Annotated in this window: 11 protein-coding genes; 5 read left to right on the top strand and 6 right to left on the bottom strand. The window is 41.7% G+C overall.

The annotated features are described in order from the left end of the window. Positions 1 to 209 (top strand): integrase core domain-containing protein (locus HR060_RS16950; RefSeq protein WP_174198709.1); only part of this gene is annotated, 209 nt, incomplete at its 5' end. A 46-nt stretch (positions 210 to 255) separates the two neighbouring features. Here the strand turns inward: HR060_RS16950 and HR060_RS16945 are convergent. The 5 genes from HR060_RS16945 to HR060_RS16925 all read right to left on the bottom strand — a co-directional run bounded on the left by HR060_RS16945 (position 256) and on the right by HR060_RS16925 (position 13,838). Further along, entirely contained in the window at positions 256 to 2,361 is a 2,106-nt protein-coding gene (locus HR060_RS16945) for a PKD domain-containing protein (protein ID WP_174201475.1), read from the bottom strand. Positions 2,362 to 2,405: 44 nt separating this feature from the next. After that, a complete protein-coding gene (locus HR060_RS16940) occupies positions 2,406 to 3,062 on the bottom strand; it encodes an Lcl C-terminal domain-containing protein (protein ID WP_174201474.1) in 657 nt (218 codons plus the stop codon). Beyond that, positions 3,059 to 4,612, bottom strand: a complete 1,554-nt coding sequence (locus tag HR060_RS16935) for an ethylbenzene dehydrogenase-related protein (protein ID WP_174201473.1) — start codon at positions 4,610 to 4,612, stop codon at positions 3,059 to 3,061. The genes HR060_RS16940 and HR060_RS16935 overlap by 4 nt, the downstream gene beginning before the upstream one ends. A gap of 288 nt (positions 4,613 to 4,900) precedes the next feature. After that, positions 4,901 to 10,333: a glycosyl hydrolase family 18 protein gene (locus HR060_RS19905; protein ID WP_174201472.1), complete on the bottom strand. Its 5,433-nt coding sequence runs from the start codon at positions 10,331 to 10,333 to the stop codon at positions 4,901 to 4,903. 1,201 nt (positions 10,334 to 11,534) lie between these two features. Beyond that, positions 11,535 to 13,838 carry a TonB-dependent receptor plug domain-containing protein gene (locus HR060_RS16925; RefSeq protein ID WP_174201471.1) on the bottom strand — a complete coding sequence of 768 codons (2,304 nt, stop codon included), beginning with the start codon at positions 13,836 to 13,838 and terminating at the stop codon, positions 11,535 to 11,537. 144 nt (positions 13,839 to 13,982) lie between these two features. Here HR060_RS16925 and HR060_RS16920 point away from each other — a divergent pair, with 144 nt between their 5' ends. The 3 genes from HR060_RS16920 to HR060_RS16910 are packed head-to-tail and all read left to right on the top strand — an operon-like array spanning position 13,983 to position 18,225. Further along, complete coding sequence (locus HR060_RS16920) at positions 13,983 to 16,043, top strand: TonB-dependent receptor plug domain-containing protein (protein ID WP_174201470.1); 2,061 nt, start codon at positions 13,983 to 13,985, stop codon at positions 16,041 to 16,043. Next, on the top strand, positions 16,043 to 16,621 hold the full coding sequence (locus HR060_RS16915; protein ID WP_174201469.1) for a YfiR family protein: 579 nt from the start codon (positions 16,043 to 16,045) through the stop codon (positions 16,619 to 16,621). Before HR060_RS16920 ends, HR060_RS16915 begins: the two co-directional genes overlap by 1 nt. After that, a complete protein-coding gene (locus HR060_RS16910) occupies positions 16,621 to 18,225 on the top strand; it encodes an ATP-binding protein (RefSeq protein ID WP_174201468.1) in 1,605 nt (534 codons plus the stop codon). Before HR060_RS16915 ends, HR060_RS16910 begins: the two co-directional genes overlap by 1 nt. A gap of 4 nt (positions 18,226 to 18,229) precedes the next feature. Here HR060_RS16910 and HR060_RS16905 read toward each other — a convergent pair whose 3' ends face one another. Beyond that, complete coding sequence (locus HR060_RS16905) at positions 18,230 to 19,105, bottom strand: helix-turn-helix domain-containing protein (RefSeq protein ID WP_174201467.1); 876 nt, start codon at positions 19,103 to 19,105, stop codon at positions 18,230 to 18,232. Positions 19,106 to 19,376: 271 nt separating this feature from the next. Between HR060_RS16905 and HR060_RS16900 the strand changes: the two genes are divergently transcribed. Next, the gene (locus HR060_RS16900) at positions 19,377 to 22,025 is read left to right on the top strand and encodes a TonB-dependent receptor (RefSeq protein WP_174201466.1); all 2,649 of its coding nucleotides are present in this window, start codon (positions 19,377 to 19,379) and stop codon (positions 22,023 to 22,025) included. Positions 22,026 to 22,098 lie beyond the last annotated feature (73 nt).

Here is a 22,098-nt window from a genome sequence, read left to right as displayed (position 1 = left end):
GTTCAATGACAGATGGTTATGACTGCTATCAAAATGCACTGGCTGAGAGAGTAAACGGTATTCTTAAAAACGAATACTTGTTAATGAAACCAAATAACCTAAATGAGGCAAGGGAAATGGTAAAACAATCAGTCGATTTATATAATCAACAAAGGCCACATTCGGCCTTAAAATACAAAACGCCCGATGAAATTCATCAGGCGTTTTAATCAAAAAAGTGTCAACCCATACTAGGATGGGTCATTTAGTGCGTAATTAGTTACACGTGCCTAATTCATCCCAAACAGCCCAAGGGCCAGAGTTTGATGCAGGGTTATCCCCCTGATTCCACCAGCGAGCACGGTATTTAACACCATTGTAGGCAACTTGGTCGTCAGTTAAGTAAACTGCGCTTGCGTTCCATGTTTCTACACCAGAGCAACCAGTACCACCTGAATTCCCTGATGTGACAGAAACTGATTTAGTCTTCACACTTTGCTCACCTTCAGCATCTTTAACGGTTAGAGAAACCGAATAGGTACCAGCTTGGCTGTATGTGTGATTAGGGTTACTTGATGAAGAATTTGAGCCATCGCCAAAATTCCAAGCATAACTAGTGACCGCTTTATCATCAGAAGCGTTTTCTTTAAAACTAACTGCTAAGTTATTTGTGGTAAAAGAGAAATCAGCTACGGGTGCTTGATTGTTATTACCCGAACCCGCTGTGTATTGGCCTAACAAAGTAAGTCCAGAGAACGACGAGTAACCTTGTAACATAACATGGTAAGTACCAGCTTGGACCGGGGTAATATCACAGCTTTCGCTATTACCATTGCGGTATGGACGACAATCATAGCTTGATGAACTAGGTTTACTGCCGAACTTGACATATAAATCTGCATCACCTGAACCGCCTGATATAGCAAAGCTCAAGTTACTTGCATTGGCAGGGACATCAAGTTCAAAGTAAGTGCTTGAGCCTCTGCTACCTGACAAATTTGTTTTTGCTTTGCCATTTTCCAAGGCGCCACCGGCAGGAGGATCAGTCGGATCAGTTACGCCACCTGTATCAATCACAGATAAGCCATTGCTTGCGCGATTGAGTTTCAGCACTTGACCAACCGAAGCTGCACTCCACCAGTTAACACCTGTAGGTAAAGCAAGCGAATCGGCAGCACGGGCACTGCGAGATAACGTACTAGCTGAAGAGCTAAATTGCGCTGTACGCACTTCTAAGTTATCAGCTGTAACACTGATCACTTTGAACTGCTGAATACTCGCTAAATCAATAGTCCATGATTTTGGATCATTGGCAGAGCGCGCTGGTGCACCCCAACTACCTTCACCAACATAAACTGTACCACCAGAAGTCGTTGCACTAAAGCCACTACCTGAAGGCCTTAAAGCTTCAGTTAACTTATTGATATGAGTGTCCGATTCAACAACTAAGTTCATATCATAGTTGTAAAAATTGTTCGCCCACCAAGTGTGCAAAATAGTGTTATCAGACTTACCTGTGTAATGTGGGTACATAGGTTTGTGATATTGAGCAAAACGCCATTTAGCGCTACTACCCGATGAAGCTAAATCACTGCGTAACCAATTGTTCATTGATGTCGCATAGCTTGACCAACCTGAATCTTTGAACTGACTGTTCAGTGTATAAACCCTAAGTAAAGGCGATACATTGAATGCACCATAAGTATCCGATGGATTACACGCGCCATTTTGGTCGTAATCGACACCAAACACCTGACAAAGCGTACTGTAGTTATTGTCTTCATGGTTACCATGTGTAGCGACAAATGGATAAATACGCTTATAACTTGTGCTGCCAATCACATCAGATGAAAACGTTTGCTGCCAATCAGATAAGTAGCTCGACATTTCTGATGCAGAGTTCGCATTGGTGTAATCACCACCGTGCATGATAAATAACGGACGGATTTTTGCGACTAACTGATTGCCGCTACGACGAGTGGTCCACCCGGTACGCGTATCACCACCGGCAATGGCAATAAAAGGTGAATTATCGCTAGGGGCCGTTTTAAACCACAATCTATCATCACAGCCTGTGCTATCACATACTCGGTAATAGACATCAGAATTGGCTCTTAAGCCGGTTAATTTAACAAACTCACTTTTCAAGCTACCGCCAAAAGTGTGTTTTGCCGTCACTGATTTTGATTGCCAGGTATTTTCATCGGTTGAATAACCATACTTCACATAGTGGCCAGAGCCGCCATCTGGTGTAAAGCCGATAGTCGCTTGAGTTTGCGGACTCGCATCCCAAACTAACCTGTGATATTTACTGCCTGCAACAGCAGAAGTGGACAAGCCGACTCCTGCCAATGCCATTATTGCTAGGCTTAGCCTTTTCATTGTTTTGCTCCAAAGTTGAATGCAGTTCTTCTGACTGCTTAAAATCAGCGGGATAGCACTCCCGCCTCGGTTCGCGAACTTGGCAACTGTTCAGTTACCAAGATCACAAATGCTGCATTTCGATAAGGCAGGTTCAACTCGGATTGGGAAAAGAAATTGAAGGCTTTGGCACCATGGCCAAATCGTTGATAATGCCCCGTCAATGCTTGATGATGATCGCTGCTCCAGTAATCACCATTTTTGATTTGTGGGAAATATTGTGTCGCAATCTGTGCTTGTTGCGGCAAGGTATTGAGCCTATAGAGCGACTGTAATTCTGCACTCGTCGGCAAACGCCAGCCTCTGACATTACACAAGGCTTGCTGGTTGGTTCTAATGACAAGATCTAAAGTGTCACAACGGTTATCTTCAAAGTAGCAATCACCAAAGTTATCTTGACCTTGCTGACCGTCATACCAAGAATAGGTCCAGTAACCATCGTGAATTGATTCATCATCGGTTTTCACTTCCCATAACAAACCTTGCTCTTTGTCTAAGGTACAAGCCCATGGACCTTGCCAAGGGTTTAATGGCTCACCATTACTAGCAATTTTTGCAAACCTATAATCGGCAAAGTCAACGGGGGTTTCTAGTTGCCAATAACACCAAGCAGTGAATACCAAAATGGTTAATATGCTGTAAATCAAGCGCGCGGTTTTCATGAAGCAAACACCAATTGAATGGCTCGAACATGGCGAGTATGGGCAACCTGAGAACGATCAAATGCCGAGAACCAAATACACACACCCGAATCGATAACCACATCTTTTTGCGAACCCGTATCGAGTTTTCGAGCGAGCTCTAAATGCCAATAGCCATCTTTCCAAATACCTTTGGCACGTACATTCGCGCGATCGCCTTCAAAGCGGTTAGAGCGATACAGTACCGAGGGTAATTCCGTGCCTACTGGATATCGGTCTGTTGTTTTGTGATAAGGCGTTGATTCAAACCAAGGCAGTAATGCATTTTGATTAAACAACGCGAGCTTATTGTTATCTTGTGGCAAGCGCTTTGGCACGATGATATCGGGTTTATACCAAAGCCAATTCATCACATACGCACCACTTTCTTTACCATCAGCTTGGTATCCAGCGGTATAACGTCGAACGCCAGGTTTATGTGAAATAGGCTTACCAATAAAGTTATCATCCGCAAGCAGCATGCCATTGGTGCGAACAGCTTTCCAATGCCATAAATCACGTACTTGGTTATCTAAACTGGCGTGATAGCCCTTTTGATGCCAGTTTACGGGTTTATCTTTTAAGGGTTGATGGCCAAGATGCGCAGTACCATCAGCACCATAGTCGCAAGAATTAGAAAGCATGACCGCAAACTTATCTTCGTAATGCTCAGTTTCATCAAAATGATGAAAACCTTGCTGTTTAACCTTCCAACCTTGCTCGGTTTTCTTTAACGGTAAGTGGGATAAACTTTCATTTGCATCTTGCCAGCGAAGAGCAAAATATATTTCTTGCTCATTTTGTACGGCCTGTGCCCAAATACGTGTTTGGCCATTATCAAAATTCGCCCCACCATGCGTTAATACGCTAATTTGATGGGCCTGCTGCCAAATGCCTTCATTGGCGATACCATCGATATCGATATGTGTATCAGGGTTTAAGTCATCTACTAACAAGGTTTGATATTGGTTTTGAGCGATAAATGCATGACTCAGCCAAGCCAATGCCGGTAGTGAAAAGACAATAATAAAAAAGAGGGGCTTGAGCCCTTTGCCGGGTACAAAAACGCGCTTTAATCCGCCAACGCCTGAATCAATAAAATGAAAATAGCTATGGGAAAATAAATAAGCGATAACAGCAAGCGCCATCAAATAGTGCAAGATACTAGCAAGCTTGTTAATAACCGGGGCCTGCAGCCAAATCAACCAACCAGAAATGATGGCTGTAATTAAAACCCAGTGCCCTAGTCTAATCACCAAATGATGGTATTTGTGCTTTAAACGCGTCGTAGTTCTTTTCTTATCTTGTTGTTTTAGACGCGTATAAATTAGATAACAAAAAGCGGCTAAGCTCAGTAGCATGCCCGATAACAAGTGAATAGAGATCACTTCACCTTGTGGCAATAAGTAACTGTAATTACGCCAAAAATCATCAAGCACTGCGCGAATACGCAAGCCAGTAAACAGGCTAATTAATAAAGCTGCTGTAGCCACCAAGTGAATAGCAACAAAACAACATCGAGCAAATTTCATCGTATGTATTCTGCTTATTGTTATAACGATGCGCTGATACTGCATAGCACGATAGAGCCCGCCATTTAGCGTGGTTGAGCGGATAAAAAGGCGAGATAATAAATAGCTTATGTGAAAGGTATGTTAAAAAAAAGTGTAATAAATTTGTCAGAACTGCTCTTACCAGCTGAGGTTGTAGTGTTTGAATTACAGCGCTTGAGCCATTTTATTAATTGAATATTTTAAGAGAGTTATAAAACAAAAAGGGAGCCATTAGGCTCCCTTTTGAAGTTTAGTAACTAGACTCTATTAAAGAGTACAAACTAACTTCCAAGCACCACCGTCAGTAGGCTCAGAACTTGTCCACCAGTTAGCTTCGTATAAACCACCATTGTGAGTTAAACGGTCGCCAGTGTTAGCGTGGCTAGGCTTACCTTGCCAGTCAGTTTGTGGGAAGTTAGGGTATGCGTTAACACCAGTTGCATCACATGAACCGTTGTTACCACCACCGTTGTTTCCGCCACCAGTGTCGCCACCGCCGTTGTTACCATCACCGATTGAGTCAACAACTTCAACACCATCTAATGTGCGGTAGTCACGAACTGTACCTAACGTCTCACCACCGATAGTGAATGTAACGTTTGAAGGTAACGTCATAGGCATGAAGATACGGAATGGAACAACGATACGCTTACCAGGACCGAAGTCTGCAGCACCCCATGCACCCGCTTCTTTCAATGTCATTGAAATACGGTGGAAGCCTTCAGGTAAACCACCTACAGCACCAACTGTGTTACCAGCAGGTTGAGCGTCGTAAGTAACACCTGAGTAGATGTCAACCATGTCAGCATCATCGAATACTGGGTATGCAGCATCAACGAAAGGTTTCAACCATTTAACGCCATCTTGTACTAATGGAGTTGAAGGAGCTGTATCAAATTCAATTGTCGCGCCAGATAAGTCAACGTTAGAGTTGTTAACTAATTCTAAACCGATTTGAATTGGGTAGTTAAGCATACCTACTGGGTTGTAACCAATTAAGTTAACTGATACGTCTACCGCTTTAGTAGGTTGAGCGTGAGTGTTGTCACCTGGTACTACATCGTATGGAGCAGCTGTCTTAAGCATGTTGTATGCTAAGTCAGTTAATGTGCTACCCATGTAGTAGTGGTCACGACCGTTTTCACCTGGTTTAGAGAAGTCACCAGCCATTTCCCAGAACATTACACCACCAGCACCTGAGTCGATAGCGTATTGAACTTTCGCAGCGTAAGACTGTTCAGTTTCAGTTGATAAGAATACTTTCTTCTCAGCGTTCCATAACCAAGCACCCGCAGATACTGAATCATAGTGAGCTGTGTAAGTACCTACTAACTCGTGTGAAGCTGGGTCTGTGTAGAACGGAGACGCAGGGTCAGCTGAGTGATACTCACCGAAGTAAGGCATAGGTAGTTTCTTCTCAAGGTTCATCGCGTGCCAGATTGGACCTGCACCAGCGAACATTTCTGAACCATCTGTGTCAGCATCCCACCATAAGTTATCGATACCTTGTGCACCGTAACCACAGTCTGCACCAGCTTTATCAGAGATAGCGTCGCCACCTAAGTTACCACCAGTACCTAAGTAACATGCAGTTTGGTCAGGAAGAGCAGCTAAACCGTAAAGACCGTTTGTGCCACCTTCAACGTTCTGCCAACCACGAGTGTAGTGAGCTAAACCGATGTTGATACGACCGCCTTGTAAAGCAGTAGTGAAGTAACGGTATGCCCAGTCAATGTTTAAGTAACCTTGACCGTTGAAGTATTTACCATCGCCAGCGATGTCGTAGATACCTGCATCAGCGATTTCGCTGTCGATACCATCGTCGTATAACGCTGAGTTATGGCCAACGAAGTGGTTCCAAGCACCGTGTAAGTCGTAAGACATGATGTTCACGTAATCTAGGTACTTAACAGCTTCGAATGCTTCGAAACCACGTAATAAGTAACCTGAAGAAGGTGAAGCGATAGTTAACATATAGTGAGTCTTATCTTCTTGACCCGCAGCATCTAACTTTTCACGTAAAGTCTTCATTAACTCCATGTAACCTTTCCATAATTCACCACGGATAGGGTTAGCAACATCCCAGTCTTGAGGGTGACCAGCATCTTGCATTGAAGTTGGGTATTCGTAGTCGATATCGATACCGTCGAAGTTGTACGTACGTAAGAAATCAACTGTTGAATCAGCAAATGTGTTGATGCCGTCATAGTTGATTGAACCATCAGGGTTGATAGTCATTGAGTAGAAACCGCCATTGTCACAACGACCTAACTCGTCAGTTGCGTATGCACAGTCTTGACCCCAGTATGCGCCAGTTTCAGCCCAACCACCTACAGAAAGTAGAAGTTTAACGTCGTTAGCTTGTGCATATTGGTTTAATAAGTTGAAGTGACCAGTGTAAGGTAATGAAGAATCCATTGCATTCTCAGCACCTTCCCAAGTCATATCAGTCGCAGCGTTACCAGCTTCGTTAGCATTTACAGAAACTTTCCAGTTGCTGTCGATGTGTGCGAATGCATAGTTAACGTGAGTTAAGCTACCCCATGGTGCGTCTGATGCTAAGTAAGTCGGCTGACCGTTTGCACCGTTTCTCCATGAAGTGAAGTAACCGATTACACGACGTGGGTGATCAGCACCCATCATTTCACGACCGTCTTCATCATAGATAGTACAGTAGTAAGTGTCACCAGTTGCAGTAACTTCTAGACCTTGAGGTACACAGTTTTTGCCTAACGCTTGGTCAGACTTAACCATACCTGTGTCTGTATCAGTTTCAGTAGCTGTTTCTGTTTCAGTAGCTGTAACAGTCTCAGTTTCAGTCATTGTTTCAGTTTCTGTTACTGTTTCAGTAGCAGTCTCTGTCTCAGTAGCTGTAACTGTTTCAGTTTCAGTCATTGTTTCAGTAGCAGTTTCTGTCTCAGTAACTGTAACCGTTTCAGTAGCAGTTTCTGTCTCAGTAGCTGTAACTGTTTCAGTTTCAGTCATTGTTTCTGTTTCAGTTTCTGTAACAGTGACAGTTTCAGTCATTGTTTCAGTTTCTGTAACTGTACCAACTGAACATTCACCTTTAGCTGTCCACGCGTCAGCCCAGTATAAACCAGTACCTGGTGCGTAAGCCCATGCAGCATTTGAAGAACACCAGCCTGCGATATCACAAGCGTATTCCATGCCTTCGTTTTGAACAACTTGACCAGCTGAGTATGCAGTACCAGCAACGAATTGCTCAGAAGTACATGAACCGCCAGTATCTGTATCAGTTTCTGTAACAGTTACTGTGCCAGTATCTGTTTCAGTTACTGTAACAGTGTCTGTGTCAGTGTTTGCGTCACAAGCACCAGCTTCAGACCAAGCGTCAGCCCAGTATAAACCTTCACCTGGAGCGTAAGCCCACGCAGCGTCAGAAGAACACCAACCAGCAATGTTACAAGTGTATAAACCGCCCATGTTAGCTACTTTTTGACCTGCTGAGTAAGCAGTACCAGCTACATAGTTAGGTGCATCACATGAAGAACCTGTGTCTGTATCAGTATCAGTTGCTGTACCAGTACCTGTAGAAGTCTCAGTTTCAGTCGCAGTGCCTGTACCTGTAGAAGTCTCAGTTTCTGTTTCAGTCGCTGTACCAGTACCTGTAGAAGTTTCAGTTTCTGTTTCAGTCGCTGTACCTGTACCAGTATCTGTGTCAGTTACTGTTACGTCAGCAGGCTCAACAAATACGCTTACTGTATCAGCATCGTCTAATGAACCGTCGCTTACTGTTAATTGGAATACTAACTCTTCAGCAACTTGCACTTCTTCAACATCGAATGTAACAACAGCAGTGTTGTCGCCCATTAATGCTACTGGAGTACCTGATAATTGAACCCAAGAGAAAGTTAATGCGTCGCCGTTAGCGTCGAATGAAGTAGAACCATCTAACTCAACTGTAGCAGGTGCAGTAACTGTTAAGTCTAAACCAGCACGCGCAGTAGGAGTTTGGTTAGTATTGCCTTCACCATGACCTAATGCTTCATGCATAGCATTCATAATGTCACCGTTATCGGCATCTACTTCCCAAGAGAATAAACCAGCAAGGCCTTTAGCTTGTGCATAAGCACCTTTAGCTTTAACTGAACGCTCGTTGTCGTAAGTTACTAAGTCACCTGTAGTTGGATTCCAAGAGTAAGCAGCTTCAGCTTCTTCATCGTAACCAACTTCCCAAGCACCAGTAGTCATTTCGTTAGCGATTTGACGATAGTCTACAACACCATTTTCCCATGTACCTTTAACAGGACCTGTGGCAGTACCTGTGAATGGGTTGTTAGGATCAGTTAAGTTAGAAACACCAGTCCAACCACGACCGTACTTAGCAACACCTGCAACTAACTTGTTAGCTGGAACGCCTTGTTGAAGTAAGATCTCAGTACCTGCACTCATAGAGTAAGGAGTCGCTTCTGGCTTGTCTGCGTAACGAGGTAATTCCCAAGAAGGAGTATAAAGATTAGTCTGGTGACCTAAGTCAACATTCGTCCAAGCACCAGAGAAGTCATAGTTCATCATGAAGATGTAATCCATGTGCTTCACTGCTTCACCGTAATCAACTACAGCTAGCTTGTCGTAACCAACGTTAATTGCAGAAGAAAGTTCGTATTCACGACCAGTTTCTAACTCTAACTTGTCTAACATCTCACGTAACTCTTTCATAAGTGCTACATAAGTTGCGCCATCAGTTGCTTGGTTACCTAGGTTAGGGTTAGCACCTTTACCACCTGGGAATTCCCAGTCAATATCTAAACCGTCGAAGAATTTCCATGCACGTAAGTATTGCTCAGCAGAATCTACGAAACGCTTACGCTTAACTTCGTCATCGAAGAAGAAGAATGGGTCAGATAAAGTCCAACCACCAACTGATGGTAAGATTTTAAGATCAGGGTAAGCTTGCTTAAGCGCCATTAACTGACCGAAGTTACCTTTATAAGCAGAGCTGAAAGACTGGTCTTGTTGGTTGATACCAACCGCTGCCCATGGATCATGGATAGAGATTTTGAAGTCTTCACGGCCAGCACAAGAGCGTTGTAATGCAGCGAATGAGCCTTCGATTTCTTTTAATGAATCGTTAAGACCGTCACCACCACATAACGGTGCGAAACCGTATAAAAGGTGAGTAAGGTTCATTGCAGGAATCTTGTCTACTGGGAATTTACGACCGTAAACACCCCATTCAACGAAGTATGTACCTACAACGCTACCCGTTTTGTTTTCGTATGGCTTGTTGTTTTCGCCAACGTTTAAACGGATTGGATCTAAGTGAGAACCATCAGTATCAGCAACTGCGATAGCGATCGGAGCAGAGTCTGTACAACCGTCAGCGTTACATAAACGCACAACTAAGTCATATTGACCACCTTTAGATACTTTAAGGTCGATGTTACCAGATTGGCTTGCGCTACCTGAAACAGCTTGTTCTGCTACAACTTTACCGTTAAGTAAGTATTGTGCAGTGTCAGCAGCATCGCCTGACCAACGATCCCAAGCAACTGGTACAGTCGCAGCATCATTGATTTTGATAATGTTGTTATATGCCGTTGCAGCGTCATCAACTTCGATGATAGAGAACGAAGTCTCCATCCAGCCGATATTTGCAGCACCAGGTGCTGCAGCCACCGCATTAGCACTTGATAAAGCAGCTATCGCTGCCGCAAGTGTGGTGAGTTTGGTTTTCATTTAAAGCCCCTTTATAGCTTTTATTATTAAGAGTTTTTACTTTTTGTAATGTGTTGACTAAATAACGCTCATTTTTCAATCAACACGAAAAGTAGAAACAATTGCAATACTAAAACTACACAATAATTAACATTTAGGCAACATAATTAACAACAAAAATGGCAAAGAAAACTAAATTAACTTAGCTACAAAAAGTTAAAAAACTGTAAAAACAAAAATAAAACAATATAAATCAGCAATTTAAATGTAAAACCTCACAAGACAAGTAGCTAAGCAGTGATCAAAAAAAGATCTTAATTTAACATTTTATTAACATAAAAATTACAGTAAACCACTCAAATAGACGATAAAAAGCCCTAGCTTTTATAGGTATTCTGATCAAATGTTAAAGTGAGATCTCAATTCATTTATAAATGTTGCAAAGATGAAAAATTGATCAATTTAAGCCCTGGTTAAGGCATGAGAAGTGTTTATATAGCGAGCAACTATGTCATTGCTGTAATACTTTAGTGAAGAGAAATAGGCTGAGTTTAGATAAAAAAGAGGCGCTTATGGGGACCTGAAACCCATAAGCGCCTACTAAATTAGCGAAACCAACAAACTTCCATATTCTGATGAATATATCCTTGGTACGCTAGCCACGGAGATTGGGAGTTAGCTAAAAATCGGCAAACCTAGAGCAAACTCACAGTAATCGACTGCCACTAAATGATAGTGATTATCAATTGCGTTTAACTATACTTATGCTTTATTCAAAGATCAATACCCAAATGAAAATAATTATCATTTAATTTTATAGGCATAATATTAACTTCGAAAAGGGCACAACAGATGCCAAAAACAACCTATAAAATATGCTTGGTGATAGATACTCTCTGAAGTCTTAGATATAAAGCTGCAGATAAAAGAAAAGCGCTTATAGGGACCTGAAACCTATAAGCGCTTAAAGAAATAGCGCCACCAAAAACTTCCATATTCTCGATGAATAAATCCTTGGGACGCTAGCCACGGAGACGGCGTATAAAGCAAGTTGCTTTATAAATATCTTTAAAACGAATTGCTAATTGATAGTGATTCTCAATTGCGTTTAACTTTACGCGCATATAAGAACGCCGTCAAGCACTAAATGAAAATAATTCTTATTTAATTAATTTTGAATATTCACAGCTGGCAAGTATATGAGACATACTTGCCAATCAATTTAGAATTTCACACTGAGATTAAACTCAAGTGTACGACCTGATTGGGGGTGATAAGCAGGAGCGAAGCCTTCTGGATTAGGGTTAGTAATCGGATCATAATCTGTGACCAAACTACGACCATCTTGACGCCCTACTCCGTAATAATCTTCATCTAATAGATTGTTGATTTTTAACTGTGGTTGAAGTTCAAAGCCAGCGTAATTAAATGAGCGGCTGGTGACAACAGCATTTACTTTAGTATATGAAGGCGCCTTTTCATGAGCAAAGTAGCTGTTGGTATCAGGTACTTCTCGTTCGCCGACATAATTGACTCTAAGATCAAAATTAGCCCACTCAGTTTGATAATTTATACCTGCATTAATTTTGTGTGTAGCAACATTTGGAATATCTTTCCAACCATCACCGGCATCACATTCATTAAAGTGATAATTAATATAAGACTTGAGGTTTCGCCCTAGTTGTAAATCAGAGCTTAGCGTTGCTCCGCGAACTTGCGTATCATCAGTGTTGCTATAAATAACCCCACTTTCTGAGCCAGGGTTGGCCACTAATGAGATAAGATTTTGTAAATCAGAGTAATAAACAGAAGCACTAAATGTCAGCGCTTGAATCCAAGCATCATTATTTTCGGCAATCCAACTGCCCTGACTAACCACTTCATAAGTACTAATTTCTTCAGGCTCTAAATTTTCATTACCGCGAAATTCATCGGTTAATTCAAAAACAGACGGCTCTCTAAATGCTTCACCATATAAAAACTTAACATTAAGCCTTTCAAAAAGTTCAACTGGCACCTTATAGATAAAACCTAAACGCGGGTTTAATGTATCGCCATAATCATCGCTATTGTCATATCTAAGCCCTAAGCTGTAATTCCAGTTGTCGGCCAATACCGAATCGTAGGTACTGTAGAGCGCTTGTTCTGATACTTTATTAACAGGTTCACGTTCAGGTAAACCAAGCTGAGGGTTATCACCTTCGGTGGCTCTATGCCAAGATGAGTCGGTAACTGGATCATGGCCCAATTGCTCAGCACCCAGTGAAACTAACTGATCCATTTTATCGCTTTGCATTAATCTCATACCAACTAATAAAGTAGAGTCTTTATCTCTTTGCCATTCTAGTTGAGGCTCAATACCAATCTGCGAATTGAAGCTGTGATAACTCTTAGTTAAATCGACAAAGCGATAGCTGTACCTAAAACCTGTGTCGGGTAATTGTCTATTTTCTCTATACCAAGCACGTGTTTTAGTTTTTAAATCACTACTGAGGCGGTAGTCGAGATCTAAATAGGCGTGTTTACCACTGTGATGGGATTTAAAATTATCTGCTGTGGCCTGATATTCATAGCTAGGTACATAACTGGCTAAGCCACTTTCTTGGTCCCACAAGTGAAAACCAAAGCTAATTTTACTGATACCCGCTAACTTGCTTTCTTCTTCTGGTGAAAAATAACTGGCATTGACCCGAATCGCCCAGTGATTTTGCTCTGTATTAAAACCTGCATCTAAGTATTGCCCAGCGTATGGATTAACCACATTTTTTTGATATTGGTTGTTTTCATCATAATTTTCTTCAAGCCAAACAGGCCAAGGGTGTGATGAAAAGTAACCCGCAGGGTCAAATCTGTCTTTTCCCATATCGCCATCACTTGAATAAGTTTTCAATGCGGCATTGAGATGGAAATCTTTATAAAGGCTTTGATGCGTCACCGTCAGGGACTGCGTACTGTTGTCTGCCAGTTTGACATCAACTTTGGTATTGGGCTCTTTGACATAGCGTTTAGTAATGAAATGAACAACACCAGAAAAAGCGTTAGCACCATAAATAGCGGAACCTGGGCCTTGAATGATTTCGATGCGTTCAAGGTCGGCAAAGATGTTTTCCTCACCCCAAAGTTGAGACCAGTTAAAAGCGATGTGATTTTGAATGATACCGTCTAGTAAAATTAATAACTTAGGATTACCAGGATCCCCGCCAATCCCCCGGGCAGAGCTATGTGTAGGGTATTCACCACCACCGTCTTGATACGTTGCAAAGTCAAAACCAGGTACATCTTCTAGTACCTGTACTAAATTAGAATAACCGCGCTGCTGAATTTGAACTTGGTTAATCACCGTTATGTTGGCTGGTGCATCAATCAGCTTTTGCTTGGTACGAGAGGGAGTAATCACTTCTAATTCGAGCAACTCACCCAACGACATGGCTTGTAAATTGTCGATAGATATATCTTCCAATTCATTGGCTTGAGCAAAGCTGGAAACGAGTAAACCGGTGAGCATCGAAAAGGAAGTGTACCGCATGGACTGATGGCTCTCTTGTTATAATTATCTAGTGAATGCGTATATTTAATTAAAGATACCATAATCCAAATAATATGGGGAATTATTGACTTCACAGTTTTCAATACTTATGTTTATAAGCTAACAAAGAAGTTAATAATAATTATGAGAAAACGATTTCCAGTTATAGCCGTGATTTCATCTTACCTGAGCTTTGGCCTAGCCGCCGAAGAGTTAGATGATTTATTTAACTATGATTTAGAAGATTTACTGGAAGTCGAAATCACTGTCGCCACTAAATCGGATTTGGCAATAAGACTCTCCCCCTCCTCTGTCAATGCATACAACCGAAAACAACTCAACCAAATGAATATACAAACATTAGCCGACTTAGCTGATGTTACACCTGGCTATTCGAGTTACAGTATCTATGGCGAAAGAGTGTTTGAAACGCGAGGGCAAAAAGCAGGCAGCTTTGAAAATAATAAACACTTAGTACTACTAGACGGTATTCCGCTTAATCACACTCGCTCAAATAAAGCGCCCACTGAGTATGAATTGCCATTAGCTACGATGTCGCAAGTAGAGATGCTGACTGGTCCTGCGTCTTCTTTATACGGCGTTGGGGCATTTTTTGGTGTCGCGAATTTGACTTCAAACTATACAGACTCAGATCAGCTCAATGCTTATATCAGTTACGAAGCAGAAGTAGATGCAGAGCAACTAACGTTAAATGGTAATTTTCACTCATACTTAGGTCATAGTTACTTAGCTTTTTCTAGCTTTAATAAAGAGGCAAGTAATGAAGAAGTAGCGCCTCATTTTTCTGAATTACAACAATACTACGATGACCAAAAAAGTGAATTCGGTTACTTCAATCACAAAGTGACATCTGGTTGGCTTAAAGACACTCGCTTTGGTTTCATTAAGCTCAATCGCAAAAGTGGTTTAGGCGAGCACTGGATGGGTGATTTTTCAGTTGCCGCTAACAGTATCGAATGGGATACCAAGATCAAGTTTATCCAAGTCCCAATTCAATTGTCCGAATCAGTCAGCTTCAACACTCAATATTTGCAAAACACTTCGACTGAAATTGGCTTTGCCGCTAATAGTACCCGTGGGGAATACCAACAGTCTCATGCTCTGCGTATTCCTTTTATTGACTATAGGGTTAATGTAAAAAGCGACCAGTTGCAATCAGAACTCAGCTGGTCAACAACTGATGAACAACAGCTTTTACTTGGCTTCAATTACGAAGAAAAAGTAGATCAAGGCGGTTATTTTAACGAAGGCTTAGATATAACCAAACCTGAAGATTGGCTGTACTCAAATCCTCGGCTAAAGTCAGATAAAGTTAAATACAAAGGGTTTTATGCGCAGTTTTATCAACAGCTCGATAACTTATGGGATGTGCATTTAACAGCGGGGATTCGTCACGATGAAGGGGAATATCACGATGATAAGTTTGAGCATACCTCTCCTCGTATTGCCTTAGTAAAATCATTTACACCGTCATTTTCTATCAAGGCCTCATATGGCTCAGCGCTTCGCTCGCCCGGCTTGAAAGAATACTTACTCAACGCTGAAAGCAACGATGTAATTGCTAAAAATGCCCTCCATCCAGACAGGGTACTGGCGCAAATCCCCTCTAGTCTAAAAGCAGAAACCTTTGATTCTTTTGAACTTTCGGCTAATTTCAATACCGATACATTAACCAGTTTTTTCTCTATTTATCACAACACCACAGAAGATGCGCTAGATGGCAATCCCATTCGCTACCTCGATCAACAAGGCACAAGACAAAGTGTTAATAGTTTTGCAAACAGTGATGGCAGAATAGAAAGTTGTGGTATTGATTTACACACCACCTGGTTTGCCTCAAGTGACTGGCAATTACATGGCGCATATAGTGAAGTCATTGAATTCAAGGGGGTCGATGAGAGAACACTCGATACGCCGAAAAGGAAAGTTTATTTGCGATTGCAACACAATTTTGAGAAAGGCAGCGCATTTATCGGTCATCAATATCGCTATTATGACGGCTATCAACAAACGGACTACAACTTAACTCAACTTGGCTTTAACTATCCCATCAACCAATACTTACAAGCACAATTGGTCGTTAACAACTTATTCGACAACACCGAATACCTGCCCTTTAACGGCATTAACACAGTTCCCGTCAGCCAAAGACAGGTGCGTTTTGCGGTGGCAATGGTGTATTAATGATGCAGATGTTTAAAGGAATAAACTTAACTCATAAATTGATAAGCCTTAGCTGGTACCTGTTATGCTTGTGTTGGCCTTTATCTGCAGCCGCGCAAAATACTGACGCAACTAAGCTCACAGTAGCCTACTTGTATCAGATGAGTAAATTTACCAAATGGCAGCAGGAAGCTTTTTCTGATGACAATGCCAAATTAGAAATTTGTTATGTTGGCCAACAAACACCAACACTCGAGGCCTTATTAAACAAACTCGCATCTCGAAAGAGCAATGGACGAGAAATAGCAACACATCACTTTGCCGACGGGCAAATAATACTGAAACAAAAACAAGCCTGCCAGCTTATCTATTTCAGTGAACAAACATGGTTAGAGCTTTCCTATGAACAACAAGCAGCAATAACTAAACAACGTTTAACAATCGGAGATAGTAAGGCATTTCTGAAACAAGGCGGCATGCTCGCTTTAATACCAGTAAAATCAAAACTCGCTATTTTTGTGAATCCAAAAGCCGTTGAACAAAGCCAAATTCAACTCGAAGCTCGATTATTGGCTCTGGCGAAAAAGGTAACGCAATAATGAATGCTTTTTTCTCTATTGGAACCTTCAATCGCAAGTTACTCATTATGGTGATGGCGACTTCCCTGCTATCACTGACTTTAGTCGCCACTGCTTTGACTATTATTAACATCAAAAACTACAAAACCAATATGCAGACATCGTTGCAAGAAAAAGCAAGATTGTTGTCATACAACTTGGTGCCTATGTTGGTTTTTGATGACAACTCAAGTGCAAGTGAAGCGATGTCAGCTTTTAGTACCAACCCGAACATATTATCGGCCCAAGTATTTCAAACCGACAGTCAAGGTAGCATCAGTCTATTCGCTGAATATCAAAGGCGAGACTACCCGTCACCGTCAACAAAAGATATAAGCAGTTACCTCAATCCGCAATTTTCTGAACGAGCGTTGATTTTGAGTCAGATCATTTCGTTTGAAGGGGAGAAAATCGGTTACCTGCACATTCACCGAGAGTTGTCCGAGTTAGACGAGTTTTTACAACAGAGCATTGCGATTTCCACCATAGTGCTAATTTTCAGCTTAATCATCGCCATGATGATGTCTGTTCGCTTCCAGTTCATCTTATTGAAACCGCTACAATATTTGATTGATGTCACGCAAAAAGTCAGAGATGAAAAAAATTATGACGTTCGCGCACGAACCGATTCTAACGATGAGTTTGCCGTTTTAGCTGAAAGCTTCAATCACATGCTACAAGAAATTGCCGAACACCATCACAAACAGCTTGCCGTTGAATCAGAAGTCAGACAATTAAACTTAGTATTAGAAGATAAAGTGCATGCTAGAACACTGGAGTTAGAAAAATCGAATGGCGAGCTAGTCAAAGCCTTAGATAGCTTGCAAGACTCTCAAAAGCAATTGGTTGAAAAAGAAACCATGGCTTCTCTTGGGCAACTGGTAGCAGGCATAGCGCATGAAGTTAACACTCCAGTGGGAATAGGTGTAACCGCAATATCCCATTTAGCCGAATTACACAAAAAGCTGGAAAAGGCTTACCTGGAAAAAACACTATCAGCCAAGGACATGAAGCAATACTTACAAACCTCGTCTGAAGCAATAGACGTGATGGATAAAAGTTTGCACAAAGCCGCAGAGTTAGTATCGAGCTTCAAACAAGTGGCAGTTGATCAGTCTTCAGATAATATCAGGCCCGTCAAACTTGATGATTACCTACAAGAAATTTTGACAACCTTAAAACCCAAGCTAAAACGGGTATCACATCAATTGAAAATCGATTGTTGTCCAGATACCGTCAATTGTAACGCTGGTGCAATTTATCAAATCATTACCAATTTGATCATGAATTCAATTCTGCATGGTTTTGACACGAACGTCAGTGGCATCATCAGTATTAAAATATACCTAATGCAAGATCATGTTCATATTGACTACTCAGACAATGGCAAAGGTTTGAGCCCAGATAATTTAGCTTCTTTGTTTGAACCTTTCTTCACGACCAAGCGCGGCGAGGGTGGAACAGGCCTAGGTACTCACATTATCTACAACTTAGTTACTCAAGCACTAAATGGTGATATTGCCGCTAAGAGTAAAATTGGCCAAGGCCTGAGCTATCAAATTCACTTCCCTGTGGTCAATCAATAACAACTCAACTCGTTCTAGCGTAAGTTTTTCTAAACTCACTTGGCGTGCAAGCTTTGTGCTGTAGAAAACGGCGATTAAAGTTAGACATATTGTTAAAACCGCAACTATCACTAATATGATTGATGGGCAGTTCGGTATTTTGCAAAAGTGCACACGCTTTACCAATTCTTAACTTAGTTAAGTGCTCACCAAATGTTTGCTCCGTTTTTTGTTTAAAAAAGCGGTGAAAATGATTGGTGCTCATATGTGTGAGGTTTGCCATATCTTCGGCTGTTACTGCCTCGTTGTAGTGTTGGTCTAGATATTTAAGTACCCGTTCAATTTTATCTTGGCTGGTATCTGAAGCTTCGGTAAAAGAATAGTTATCACTGGATAATGTCTTGGCTACATCATCTTGCTGCAGTAAATTAAGTAACTGCATTAACAAGATAAACCGCTCGATATCATTGGCTGTCGACATCTGCTCAAACAGGCTTTTGCTTTGCTTCGCAACCCTGTTACTAAATGCCAATCCCTTTTTTGATTTAATCAACATACCCTTGAGTTGCAAGCATTCTGGGGACGTTTTCATCAAACTCTCGAGTAACAAAACTGGAATTTGAGCAACATAAACTTGCTGAAGGCTTCCTTTAATACTGTCATCCGATCGCCAAGCATGTGGTAAGTTAGGCCCGAGTAATACTAAATCCAAATCATCATAATACTGGATATCATCACCGATATAACGCTGACCAAAACTATTTAATGTGAGGCAAATTTCATATTCAGGATGATAGTGCCAGTGAAAATCAAGTGACTCCACTTCATAAAGCCAATATCGCCAAGATGTATTTGCATCCGGGATTATTTTTTCACACAAAGGTTTGCTGATTGTTGGCATAAAACTTAACTTTTCAAAATTCTCATTCGGTAAAAAACGTCTATTTCACCGCCATACAAATTAACAAAAAGCCGATAGAAACCGCAAAGTTTCACCGTTATTTGGTTAGAAACATACCATCAGATGTTTCAAAAGTATCACCTAAGTGTAGTTTCTCTGGGCAAACTGTAAAAGCTAGCACAACTTGAGTATGGCAAAAATACGCTCTGGCCCGGCCGTTTTTGCATTCGTCATGCTCGGATAAAAACAATAATTCAACAGGGGACACACCATGTCTTTACCAACGTTCCAACGAACTTCGCTTAACCAAGCGGTTTCGTTAGCCATGCTAAGTATGATAGCAAGCCAAGTTTGTGCTGAAGAAAACAAAGAGCAGCAAGATACCTTAGAAGTGATCACGGTCACAGCGACCAAATCACCAACCAATTTAATGAAAACGCCCGTTGCAGTAACAGCCATGAACGAAGAATCATTGAGGCGACAAGATGTGACTGAAGTCAGGAATTTATCAGGCTTAATACCCAATATTCAGTTGGGTTTGTCAGCCAGTGATTCTGGGGTTCAAGCATCAATACGCGGTGTCACATCAACTAACTTCACTGAAATAGGTGACCCAGCAGTGGGGATTCATATTGACGGTTTATATTCACCAAGGCCTCAAGGCGCATTAGCTTTGATGTACGACCTAGAGCAAGTTGAAGCTTTGCGGGGGCCACAAGGCACCTTGTTTGGTCGAAATGCCACTGCCGGTGTCATTAATATCATCACCAATAAACCTAATTTTGATGAGAAACAAGGCAGCATTACCTTAGATAAAGGTAACTACAATAAGACGCAAGTTCGCTCAATGTTCAATATGCCAATTGCAGACAATTTTGCAGTTCGCGGTACGTTTATGATGGAAAAACGCGATGGCTATTTAAACCAAACCCAAGATTTTACTGATAGGTTTGGCAAAACAGCCTCTGTTCCTGATGGCAAGCCTGATGTCGATCAGCGTTACAATGTCAAAGTACGCCCCCAAGATTATTACACCAACGCCGATCATTGGGGAGCTAGGGGCAGTGCTCGGTGGGCTCCGAGTGACAATATAGATACGATTTTGACCTATGAAAGCTACCAAAACAATGGCGCAGGTGAAGTTAACTTACTCGATTGTGAAGATGCGAAAGGCACAAAATTTGAGTGTCAGGGCGATCACTTTTCTGCCCAAATCAATGTCCCTGGTGAAATTGATATGTCGATAGACACCATCCGCAGTATTACCAGCTGGCAAATCAACGAGCAAACCACTTTAGAATATCGACTAGCCTATGCTCAGCAAAGCCGTTACCAACAACAGGATAGCGATGCGGGCCTTCATCCTCACCCCGATGAAATCACGGTCAGCTATGACCAACAGAATCCCATTCCAGCGGGAGGAAATTGGGGAACTTGGCAAGTCGATGACCGAGGTACATGGACACTCGATTCCGATTACGATTCAGTCGTACATGAATTACAACTCAAACAAACTTTTGATAATTGGCGCTACGTGGCTGGCGCGTTCTGGATGAATGAAGAAAATACCATAGAATTTGCACAGAATAGCTTAGTAATTGCGCCCTTTGGATATCCATATGGGCAATACTATGACCAAGATAGAGAAGTAGATGCCAAAGCAATTTTTGCGCAGGCTGACATCAAACTCACAGAGCAGCTCTCGGTGACCTTAGGTTTGAGATATTCTGAGGATGAAAAAATTGATCGCGGTGGTTACACCTATGGCAACTGGGATGCTTATCAACCCTGGTATTACAATGGCGATTTTGATGTAAAAGCGCCAGGAACTGTGCCGACAACAGCCCACAATGGTTATGAATTAACACAAAATATGGGGGAGTTTGCACCATATAAAACACAAGCGTATGGCGAGCCAACAAAAAACGCTCACAAAATGGATTGGGATAAAACAACTTGGCGCTTGGGTGCACAATACGATCTCAACCCAGATGAAATGGTATTTATATCCGCTGCAACAGGTTACAAAGCAGGTGGTTACGGTGACAAATTTGATATCTGTGGTGGTAGTCAATGTGTCGGTCAACCAGAAGGACCGATCTACTCTTTTTTACCTTATGAACCCGAGACAACCACTAACTTTGAAGTGGGTTATAAGGGCGTATTAATGGATGGCAAACTCAATTTGAGCTCTACCCTATTCTTTACGCAATTTGATGATATGCAAGTAACAGGAAGCCATGTTGTCGGCCAAAAGGTATTGGATGAGAACCAAGTTTGCCCTGGCTGGAACCCCGCCTGTGACATGGTTACAGCTTGGAAAACAGAGAATATTGGTGAATCAGAAATTAAAGGGTTGGAGTTAGAGTATGACTTTATCCCTTGGCAGGACGGTCGTTTATCGGGTTACTTAGCTTGGTTGGATACGCAAGTTGTCGATTATAAAACCTACGCAGATAACTTATTTTGTGGTTATCGCGATGAGTATGGCGCAGAACCTTGCCCCGAGGTTTATCTAGGTGAAGACCCAGCGTTAAGAGGGCGCCAAATTTATGATGTAACAGGCAACCAATTGCCCTACTCGCCTGAATTCAGTTTGGCAATTGGTTATAGCCATGACATTGATTTAGGTGGAGGTTACGCACTGATCCCATGGGTTCAAGTGCGCTGGCAAGATGATATGTATTTCTCAGTAAGGAACTTAGACAATCAATACGTCAATGATAGACAAGATGCATATGTAAATGTAGATGCCACTGTAAAGCTAATGGGGCCAGATGGTGATTGGTATCTTGAAGCTTACGTCAATAATGCCACAGATGAAATTATACAAAACTGGTGGGATCACGATGGTGGCTACTCTGTAGGGTCGTATAACCCACCGCGTATGTATGGCGTAAGAGCACACTTTAACTTTTAAATAAAAGGCAATTGTTAGATATTGCCAACGAATAAAAAATGGCCATTAGTGATAGCGCTAATGGCCAATAATT

It is taken from the genome of Marinifaba aquimaris (assembly GCF_013328345.1).
In the GTDB taxonomy this organism is placed as follows: Bacteria; Pseudomonadota; Gammaproteobacteria; order Enterobacterales; family Alteromonadaceae; genus Marinifaba; species Marinifaba aquimaris.
This window is presented reverse-complemented; position numbering and strand designations above follow the sequence as displayed.